This window comes from Inquilinus sp. (assembly GCF_057815775.1).
Genome location: NZ_JBYRFX010000345.1, coordinates 1 through 9,545, shown reverse-complemented (window position 1 = coordinate 9,545; position 9,545 = coordinate 1). Strand labels below are relative to the sequence as shown.

Genomic DNA, 9,545 nt, shown 5'->3' with positions numbered 1-9,545 from the left:
CCAAGCGGAGATGTGGTTACAGATTGTTAATCCATTGCACTGTTTTCATTGACTAATCTTGAGATTCCGGGATTTTCGGGCCAATTCGGTGCGGTGTCACAACAACGTCGCATTTGTGAAGCCTTTTGCTTTTGGCTCTTTTCCGTTTCCAAAATCCAAACAATCGGTTAACCCGATCGCGAATGGCCGTGCCGGGGTGGTGGTGCATCGCTGCAACACTGCGCGAAATTCGCAACAGCATGGTCCATTTCAATTGCGGTCTAAGCCCGACCATCGTAAATCCAAAGGGAGCGGTCTGGTCGCAGCCCTTGAAGGAAGCGGGGGACGAGACCTCGGTTGAACCGTGATCAGCGAGGTATGAATTATGAAGAACAAGTTGCTTTACGCCGTCGGCGCGGCCGCCCTGCTCCTCGCAGCCCCTGCCATGGCGCAGCAGGCCACTGGCCTGTACGTCGGTGCCGGCGCTGGTGTGAACTTCCGTCAGGAAGACAGCTTTGACGTCAAGCAGAGCAACGTCGACGGCAAGTCGAAGTACAGCGTCGGCCCGGCCGGCGATGTCTACCTCGGTTACGACTGGGGTTCGTTCCGTGCGGATGCCGAAGTGGGCCTGCGCACCAACAACATCGACAAGTCGACCCTCAGCAACGGCACCGTCTTCAAGAACGGTAACGTCCGCACCATCAACGTGATGGCCAACGCCTACTACGACTTCGAGTTCGGCTCGCCGTTCGTGCCGTACATCGGTGGTGGCGTCGGTGTCGCCCTCATCAATTCGAGCCTCAAGCAGCACGGCTTCGAGTTCAACGACTTCAACACCCAGTTTGCCTACCAGGGCATCGCCGGTGTGTCGTACAACTTCTCGCCGAACCTGGCCGCCAACCTGGAATACCGCTACCTCGGCAACACCAAGCCGACGTTCAAGGACCAGGGCGCCAGCCTGAAGTACGACAGCAGCAACAACCACACGATCCTGGTCGGCCTGCGCTACACCTTCGCGCCGGCTCCGGACGTGATCCCGCAGACCGAAGTCGTCGCCGGCCGCAGCTACCTGGTGTTCTTCGACTTCGACAGCTCGCGTCTGACCCCGGAAGCCAAGCAGATCGTGGCCTCGGCCGCGGCTGACGCCCTCCAGGGCAAGACCACGCAGATCGGCGTCACCGGCCACACCGACCGTTCCGGTTCGGATCGCTACAACCAGGCCCTCTCGGTGCGTCGCGCTGAGTCGGTCCGTCGCGAACTGGTCTCGGACGGCGTTGCCGACGGCCTCATCGTGACCCGCGGCGTCGGCGAAGCCGATCCGCTGGTCCCGACCGCGGACGGTGTCCGTGAGCCGCAGAACCGTCGCGTCGAAATCGTCCTGCAGTAATCGGACGATCTAAAGATCCCATCGGGAGATTGGGGCGTCCTTCGGGGCGCCCCTTTCTTCGTCTGGGGTCTGGGAATGCATCGCAATTCCCTTGCCGTCATTCCCGCGAAAGCGGGAATCTCTCGCCGCGATCGACGTGACGAAGAGATCCCCGCTTCCGCGGGGATGACAGGACCAATGATGTTCAGTGAGGTCTTGGCTGTGCGGGCGTGACCCGCAAGGCAGGTCAGGCCGTCGCGCCCCGGGAGGTGAATCCGCTGTTGGCGAAACCTGGCTTGGCATAGGCCAGCGGCCGCCCGGCCGGGCCGTCGATGCCGCCACCGGCGGCGCGCAGCACGGCATCGCCGGCCGCCGTATCCCATTCCATGGTCGGGCCGAAGCGGAGATAGAGATCCGCCTCCCCCGCTGCGATCAGCGCGATCTTCAGCGAGCTGCCCAGCACGCGCCGCTCGGCGACATGCTGGCCGGCCAGCGCCGCCTCCAGCCGCGGGTCGTCGCGATGCGACCGGCTGGTCAGCACCACCAGGCCTTCCGCCGGCGGCGTCCGCACCGTGATCCGCTGCGGCGGCGCATCACCCTGTTGCTGCCAGGCCCCAGCGGAGGTGGCCCAGAACCGGCGATCGAGGGCCGGGGCGTCGACCACCCCGAGCACCGGCACGCCGGCAATCACCAGTGCGATGTTGACCGTGAATTCGCCGTTGCGGCGCAGGAATTCCTTGGTGCCATCCAGCGGATCGACCAGCCAGAAGCATTCGGCCGTCGGCGGCACGCCCTGGGCGGCGCATTGCTCTTCCGCCACCACGGGCACGCCGGGGGTCATGGCCCGCAGCTCCGGCAGGATCAGCGCCTCCGCCGCATGGTCGGCGGCGGTGACCGGGCTGCCGTCCTGCTTACGAATCGTGGTGCCGTCGAAGGCGGCGTAATGCTCCAGGATCACCCGGCCGGCACGGCGCGCGAGATCGACCACCGCCTCGATCGGCGGCAGGACCAATGGCTGAGCGGCTTGGCCGCTCATGCTGCTTCGCGGAGCGCCGCCCAGCTCTCCTCCAGCGCCAGTTCGAATCGCTGCAGCATCTCCTCGATGCCGGCTTCGTCGATGATCATCGGCGGGCAGAAGCCGATCAGGTCGCCCGGCATGGCGCGGGTCAGCAGGCCATGCGCCTGGGCCCGGCGGACCAGGCCGGCGCCGATGCCGCGGCTCTTGTCGAAATTGGCGCGGCTGGCCTTGTCGGCCACCAGCTCGGCCCCTGCGATCAGGCCGATGCCGCGCACCTCGCCCACCAGCGGATGGTCGCTATAGCGGCGCAGGCCTTCCTGCAGCACGGCACCGACCCGGCGCACCCGGTCGACGATGTCGAGCTCGTGGTAGATCTTCAGGGTTTCCAGCGCCACCGCCGCGGCGACCGGATGGCCGCCATAGGTGTTGCCGTGGCCGAACATGCCGTGCTTGTCGCTGCCCGCCACCAGGGCCTCGTAGACCCGGCCCGAGACCAGCGTCGCCGCGATCGGCAGGAAGCCGGCGGAGAGCTGCTTGGCCACGGTCATGATATCCGGCTGGATGCCGTAGGTGTTGCAGCCGAACCAGTTGCCGGTCCGGCCGAAGCCGCAGATCACCTCGTCCGCGATGAACAGGATGTCGTGCCGGCGCAGCACCGCCTGGACCTTCTCGAAATAGGTCCGCGGCGGCACGATCACGCCGCCCGCGCCCATCACCGGCTCGGCGATGAAGGCGGCCACCGTGTCCGGCCCCTCGGCCTGGATCGTGGCCTCCAGCTGGTCGGCAAGGCGGGTGGCGTAGTCCTCTTCGCTCTCGCCCGGCTCGGCGCCATGGTAGTGGTGCGGCGTGTCGACATGCACGACACGGCTGACCGGCAGGTCGAAGCCGTCCTGGGCATAGGCCAGACCGGTCAGGCTGCCCGACATCACGGTGACGCCGTGATAGCCCTTGCGCCGGGCGATGATCTTCTTCTTGTCCGGCCGCCCCAGCGCGTTGTTGACGTACCAGACGATCTTGACCGCCAGGTCGTTGGCCTCGGACCCGGAATTGACGAACAGCGCGCGTTCCAGCGGCTTCGGCGCGATGGCGATCAGCGCCTCGGCCAGATCGACCAGCACGTCCGGCACCTTGCCACCGAAGGCGTGGTAGAACGGCAGCTGCCGCATCTGCCGCGTCGCCGCCTCCACCAGCCGCTCCTGGTCGAAGCCGAGGCCGGCGCACCACAGCCCGGCCAGCCCCTCGATGTACTCCCGCCCCTCCTCGTCATAGACGTGGATGCCCTTGCCGCGGCTGATCACCAGCGGCCCGGTCTCGCGATGGGCACTGAGATTGGTATAGGGGTGCAGCAGGTAGGCGACGTCGCGCGCGGCGGTGGAATTGGGAATCACGAGGTCGGCCTCCCGGCAGTCTTCTGGATTGCCCCCAATGGTTACAGATCGAAGGCACGCCGTCCCGGGCGTTTCATGCATGCCGGGGGTGCCGCCCGGCGATACGCCAAGTGCGATCAGCCCTCATCCTCGCCCTGCCGCCGCCCCAGGGCCACGGCCAGGGTCAGGGCCAGGCAGGGCGTCGCCGACAGCGAACGGAAAGCGTCGATCTCGCCCTCATGCACCACGAAGCAGGCATCGGCGAGCGGGTAGACCGGGCTGAGGTCGCTGTCGGTGATGGCGACGACCGGCACCCCGGCCTCGCGCGCCCGGCGCGTCACCTCCAGCACATCGGGGGCATAGCTGCGGAAGGTGACGACCAGCAGGGCGTCGCCGGCCCGGATCGCCCGCGCCTGTTCCGCCAGCATGCCGCCGAAATTGTCGAGCAGATGCACCGGCCGGTCGAGCTGGGCCAGCAGGTAGGACAGGTAGACCGCGATCGGGAAGGAGCGGCGCTGCGCCACCAGGTGGATGCAATCCGCCCCGGCCAGGATGTCGACCGCGCGGGCGAACACCACCGGGTCGACATCGCCGCGCAGCCGTTCCAGCGCGCCGATCGAGGTGTCGATGAAGGCGTTCAGCGGCCCGGAATCTGCCTCGGTGGCACCGAAGCGGGCGTCCAGCGTGCGGATGCGGTCGTCATAGCTCGGCATCCGCTCGACCAGCTGGGCCCGGAACAGGCGCTGCATCTCCGAGAAGCCGTCGAAGCCGAGCGCCTGGGCGAAGCGGACCAGCGCCGAGGGCTGGACATCGGCCCGGGCCGCGATCACCGCCACAGTCTCCAGCGCGATCACGTCGGGATGGGCCAGCGCGAATTCGGCGATGGTCTTCAGCCGCTTGCTGAGCCCGGGGTAGCGGGCGGCGATGGCCGCGCGCAGCGCCTCGAAACTGTCCGGCGCCGTCTCGATCGCCCCTGCTTCCAGCCCCGCCATGCGCAACAGCCGTTCCAAATGTTCTGTTCTTTGGAATATTAATCGCAACTTCGCGTGCGAGGGAACGGCATTCCGCCATGGCCGGCCTTCCGGAGAGGTGGTATAGACCAGCCCACGCGCCGGCTTGCCGGTTGCGGCCGTCACTCCGGGACCAGGGCATGGCGACACGCATCCATATCGGCGTCGATGGCGGCGCGACCGGGACCAGGCTGCGGGCCGTCGATGCCGATGGCCGGGTGCTGGGCGAAGGCACCGCCGGGCCGTCCAGCCTGACGCTGGGCGTCGACGGCGCCTGGGGGCAGATCCGGGCCGCGCTGGCTGCGGCCGGCGTCGCCGAAGCCGATTTTCCCGACGCGGTGATCGCCTGCGGCCTGGCCGGCACCGGCCGGCCGGAGAAGCGGGCCGAATTCCGCGCCAAGGCGCCCGGCTTCTCCCGGCTGCGCCTGTGTTCCGACGCCCATGCGACGACGCTGGGCGCCCATGCCGGCCAGCCCGGCGCCGCGATAGCGCTGGGCACCGGCACGGTCGGCAGCGCCCTGTACGCCGATGGCGGCACCCGGCAGGTCGGCGGCTGGGGCTTCCCGGTCGGCGACGAGGGCAGCGGCGCCTGGCTGGGCCTGCGGGCGCTGGCCGAGACGCTGCAGCTGCTGGACGGCCGCGATGTGGAGGGCTCGGCGCTGCACCGGGCGATCTTCGAGACCTGCGGCGCCACCGGGCCCAAGCTCTTGTCCTGGACCTACCAAGCGCCCTCGACCAAATACGCCACGCTGGCGCCGATCGTGGTGCGGCTGGCGGCGCAGGCCGACCCTGCGGCGGTCCGGCTGATGCAGGCCGCCGGCCGCGAGGTCGACCGCTTGGCCCGCGCCCTGGACCCCGACGGCGCCCTGCCCTTCTGCGCCGGCGGCAGCCTCGCCGCGCCGCTGCGCCCCTATATGGACCCGGCGATCGCCGCCCGGCTGCGCCCGCCGCAGGGCGATGCCCGCGACGGCGCAGTGCTGCTGGCCCGGTCCCTGGCCCCCGGCGAAGCCTGGAGCGACGCATGACCAAGACCCTCGAAGGCCGCATCCTGACCCCCGATGGCTGGGTCGCCGGCCGGCTGCACTACGACACCCATATCCGCGCGATCGAACCGGTGCCCGGTATGGAGGGGCCGCTGGTGCTGCCCGGCTTCATCGACCTGCACTGCCATGGTGGCGGCGGCGCCGATGCCATGGACGGCGAGGACTCGATCCGCACCCTGGCCCGCACCCATGCGCGGCACGGCACCACCGCACTGCTGGCCACCACCATGACCTCGCCGGTCGAGGAGATCGGCCCGGCGCTGGACGGCGCCGGCCGGGTCATCGCCGGCCGCCGGCCGGGCGAGGCGCGGGTGCTGGGCGTGCATCTGGAAGGCCCGTTCATTAGTCCCGACCGGCTGGGCGCCCAGCCGCCCTATGCCATCCCGGGCGATCTCGGCCTGATGGCGGATTTCTGCGACCGGGCCGACATCCGGGTCGTCACCTGGGCGCCGGAGGCCGACCCCGACGGCAGCCTGCAGGCCTTCCTGGCGGCGCGCGACATCCGGGTGCAGCTGGGCCATTCCTCCTGCGACTACGAGACGGCGGCCGAGGCCTTCGCCCGCGGCGTCGACGGCGTGACCCACATGTTCAACGCCATGACCGGGCTGCACCACCGGGCGCCGGGCATCGTCGGCGCCGCCCTGGCCCATGCCGAGCATGCCGAGCTGATCCCCGACCTGCTGCATGTCCATCCCGGTGCGATCCGGGCGGCGCTGCGGGCGATCCCGTCGCTCTATGCCGTCACCGACGCGACTGCAGCCTCGGGCATGCCGGACGGCGACTACAAGCTGGGCCGCTACACCGTGCGCAAATGCGGCAACGGCGTGCGGCTGGACGACGGCACCCTGGCCGGCAGCTGCCTGACCATGGACAAGGCCTTCGCCAATTTCGTCGCGATCGGCCTGGCGCCGGAGGAGGCGTCGCGCCGCACCGCGACCCTGGCCGCCGACTATCTCGGCCTCGCCGATCGCGGCCGCCTGACACCCGGCGCCTGGGCGGATATCGTTGTTCTCGACGCCGAACTGCAGGTTCGCGGCGTCCATGTCGAAGGAGAGTCCATTGACCTCGATCATGCTTGAAGAGGCGCGCGAGGCGCCGGCCCGCATCGCCGAGCTGCTCGCGGCCGATGGCGACCTCTACCGCGATCTCGCCGCCCGGCTGCGCGGCACCCGGCCGCGCTTCGGCGTGACCATCGCGCGCGGCAGCTCGGACCACGCCGCCACCTATGCCGCCTACCTCCTGGGCAGCCGGCTCGGCGTCGTCACCGCCTCGCTGCCGCCCTCGCTCGAGACGCTGGGGCACAGCGACCTGGACCTGAAGGGCAGCGTCGCCATCGCCATATCGCAGTCGGGCCGCAGCCCCGATCTGGTGACGCCGCTGCGCCGGGCCCGCGAGCGCGGCGCCCTGACCATCGCCATCCTGAATTCGACCGACAGCCCGGCGGCCCAGGCGGCCGAGGTGATGCTGGACCAGCACGCCGGGCACGAGCGCGCCGTCGCCGCCACCAAATCCTACATCGCCAGCCTGGTGGTCGCCGCCCGGCTGTTCGCCGAATGGGCCGAGGATGCCGAGCTGAAGGCCGCGCTGCAGCGGCTGCCCGAGGCGCTGGAGGCCGCGACCCGGTGCGACTGGTCGGCAGCGACCGACGCCCTGGCCAAGGCCGACCGGATGATGGTCGCCGGCCGCGGCCTGAACTTGGGCGTCGCGCAGGAGAGCGCGCTGAAGTTCAAGGAGACCTGCATCCTGCAGGCCGAGGCGATGAGCGCGGCCGAGATCATGCACGGGCCGAAGGCGCTGGTCGAAGCCGGCTATCCCGTGCTGGCCTATGCGCCGAACGATGGCGGCCGGGACAGCGTGCTGAAGATGGCGGCCGAGTTCCGCGGCCTGGGCGCCAATGTGCTGCTGGCCGGCGCGCCTGATGTCGAAGGCGCCACCCTGCCGCTGCCGCCGCCGCTGCACCCCGCGCTGGACCCGATCCTGGCGATCGGCGCGTTCTACCCCTTCGTCGCCGGCCTGTCGGAAGCGCGCGGCCTGTCGCCCGACGCCCCGCGCAACCTGAGCAAGGTGACCGAGACGGTCTGACCCTCGGCCAACCGCCGATTCGGCACAAACCCGAGCGGCGCAATCCCGGACCAGCATGCGGCCGGTTCGGGATATTTTCCTGACGAACCCGCCCCGCCGGCCGATCGAAACGAACCGGGGCGGGCGGAAAGTTGCAGTCTGTAACAAACAGATTCACGCCCGGCCCGTATTCGCTTTACCTTCTGCCCAAAGCGCGGGCATCCGGCCCGCCATACGACAGAGGGGAGATTCGCATGAGCAGAGTCCGCAGCGGGACGTTTGCCTCGGTTCTGGCGCTGGCCACGGTCCTCGGGGGGACGGTCGCCTGGGCCGACGTCACCATCGGCGCCGGATTCGTGCTGTCTGGCGGCAACGCGCCCTACGGCCTGCAGGAGCGCCGGGGCGTCGAGGCGGCGGTCGAGGCGATCAATGCGGCCGGCGGCGTCAACGGCGAGAAGATCAAGGTCGTCTTCGGCGACGATGCCGGCGACCCGCGCCAGGCGGTGCAGGTGGCCAACGACCTGGTGAACGACAAGGTCGTCGCCGTGATCGGCCACACCCTGTCGGGCTCCACCGTCGCCGCCGCCGCGGTCTATGACGAGGAAGGCGTGATCATGATCACCCCCTCGGCCCCCGCGGTGGACCTGACCGAGAAGGGCTACAAGACGGTGTTCCGCACCGTCGTCCGTGACGACCAGCAGGGCAACGTCGCCGGCGCCTACATCTCCGAGCATTTCAAGGGCAAGAAGATCGCCTTCGTCCAGGATTCGACCACCTACGGCAAGGGCCTGGCCGATGCCACCAAGGCGGTCGTCAATGCCGCCGGGGTGAAGGAAGCCGCCTATGAGACGATCACGCCCGGCGAGCTCGATTATTCCGCCACGATCTCGAAGCTGAAGGCCGACAACATCGACGTCGTCTATTACGGCGGCCTGTACAACGAGGCCGGGCTGCTGCTGCGCCAGATGCGCGACCAGGGGCTGAAGGCGCAGTTCATCTCCGGCGACGGCCTCTACGCCCAGGATTTCTGGTCGATCGTCGGCCCGGCCGGCGAAGGCGTGCTGCTGACCATCGACAACCCGCCCGAGACCAACCCGGCGGCGAAGGACGTGGTCGCGGCGCTGAAGGCCAAGAACATCGATCCGGCCGGCTACACCCTCTACGCCTATGCCGCGGTCCAGGTCTGGGCCGAGGCGGCGAAGAAGGCCGGCTCGACCGATCCGGCCAAGGTCGCCGCGGCGCTGCATGACGGCAGCGACTACAAGACCGTGATCGGCGACATGGCCTATGATTCGAAGGGCGACCGCACCAAGTCCGGCTACGCCCTGTTCCGCCGCACCGGCACGACCTTCGAGCCGGCGAAGTAAGCCGCATCCTCCTGCGGGATCGCTGCGAAAGGGGCCGGCCCAGCCGGCCCCTTTTTCATGGTGGCGGCCGCAGCAGCCGTTCGCCCACCAGGAAGTCGACGCCGCGCTGGTAGGCCGCGTCGGTGTCGCCGCGGATCTGGCCCTGGGCATGGCCGACATACTGGCCGGTGCGCAGATCGGCGATCCGGATGTCCATGGTCGAGATCAAGGTTGAAACCTTGTGCACGCTGGCGACCACCGCCAGCGTCGCCCCACTCTTCCGGGCCACTGCCAGCCAGCAGTCACCGCATTCGTAGCGCGGGGCCGTCGCCGCCACCTCGGCCGCGAAGGGCGA

Annotated in this window: 9 protein-coding genes; 5 read left to right on the top strand and 4 right to left on the bottom strand. The window is 69.2% G+C overall.

Annotated features, from left to right (window positions below; genetic code table 11):
* The first annotated feature begins 364 nt into the window (after nucleotides 1-364).
* The gene (locus AC3XYG_RS12310; protein ID WP_489140125.1) at nucleotides 365-1,366 is read left to right on the top strand and encodes an OmpA family protein; all 1,002 of its coding nucleotides are present in this window, start codon (nucleotides 365-367) and stop codon (nucleotides 1,364-1,366) included.
* A gap of 226 nt (nucleotides 1,367-1,592) precedes the next feature.
* Here the strand turns inward: AC3XYG_RS12310 and cysQ are convergent, their stop codons facing one another.
* The 3 genes from cysQ to AC3XYG_RS12295 all read right to left on the bottom strand — a co-directional run bounded on the left by cysQ (nucleotide 1,593) and on the right by AC3XYG_RS12295 (nucleotide 4,740).
* Nucleotides 1,593-2,381 carry a 3'(2'),5'-bisphosphate nucleotidase CysQ gene (cysQ, locus tag AC3XYG_RS12305; RefSeq protein WP_489140124.1) on the bottom strand — a complete coding sequence of 263 codons (789 nt, stop codon included), beginning with the start codon at nucleotides 2,379-2,381 and terminating at the stop codon, nucleotides 1,593-1,595.
* A complete protein-coding gene (locus AC3XYG_RS12300; RefSeq protein ID WP_489140123.1) occupies nucleotides 2,378-3,751 on the bottom strand; it encodes an aspartate aminotransferase family protein in 1,374 nt (457 codons plus the stop codon). Before AC3XYG_RS12300 ends, cysQ begins: the two co-directional genes overlap by 4 nt.
* 116 nt (nucleotides 3,752-3,867) lie before the next feature.
* Nucleotides 3,868-4,740 (bottom strand): MurR/RpiR family transcriptional regulator, encoded by an 873-nt coding sequence (locus AC3XYG_RS12295; protein ID WP_489140122.1) that lies wholly within the window; start codon nucleotides 4,738-4,740, stop codon nucleotides 3,868-3,870.
* Nucleotides 4,741-4,880: 140 nt separating this feature from the next.
* On the opposite strand from AC3XYG_RS12295, the gene AC3XYG_RS12290 reads away from it, so the two are divergent.
* The 4 genes from AC3XYG_RS12290 to AC3XYG_RS12275 all read left to right on the top strand — a co-directional run bounded on the left by AC3XYG_RS12290 (nucleotide 4,881) and on the right by AC3XYG_RS12275 (nucleotide 9,211).
* Nucleotides 4,881-5,765, top strand: coding sequence for a glucosamine kinase nucleotide-binding domain-containing protein (locus AC3XYG_RS12290; protein ID WP_489140121.1), 885 nt, complete (start codon nucleotides 4,881-4,883; stop codon nucleotides 5,763-5,765).
* Nucleotides 5,762-6,862, top strand: a complete 1,101-nt coding sequence (nagA, locus tag AC3XYG_RS12285; protein WP_489140120.1) for an N-acetylglucosamine-6-phosphate deacetylase — start codon at nucleotides 5,762-5,764, stop codon at nucleotides 6,860-6,862. Before AC3XYG_RS12290 ends, nagA begins: the two co-directional genes overlap by 4 nt.
* Nucleotides 6,843-7,865 (top strand): SIS domain-containing protein, encoded by a 1,023-nt coding sequence (locus tag AC3XYG_RS12280; RefSeq protein ID WP_489140119.1) that lies wholly within the window; start codon nucleotides 6,843-6,845, stop codon nucleotides 7,863-7,865. The genes nagA and AC3XYG_RS12280 overlap by 20 nt, the downstream gene beginning before the upstream one ends.
* A gap of 233 nt (nucleotides 7,866-8,098) precedes the next feature.
* Nucleotides 8,099-9,211 carry a branched-chain amino acid ABC transporter substrate-binding protein gene (locus AC3XYG_RS12275; protein ID WP_489140118.1) on the top strand — a complete coding sequence of 371 codons (1,113 nt, stop codon included), beginning with the start codon at nucleotides 8,099-8,101 and terminating at the stop codon, nucleotides 9,209-9,211.
* A 55-nt stretch (nucleotides 9,212-9,266) separates the two neighbouring features.
* Here AC3XYG_RS12275 and AC3XYG_RS12270 read toward each other — a convergent pair.
* The coding region (locus AC3XYG_RS12270; RefSeq protein ID WP_489140117.1) for a DUF2380 domain-containing protein at nucleotides 9,267-9,545 on the bottom strand (279 nt) is incomplete at its 5' end.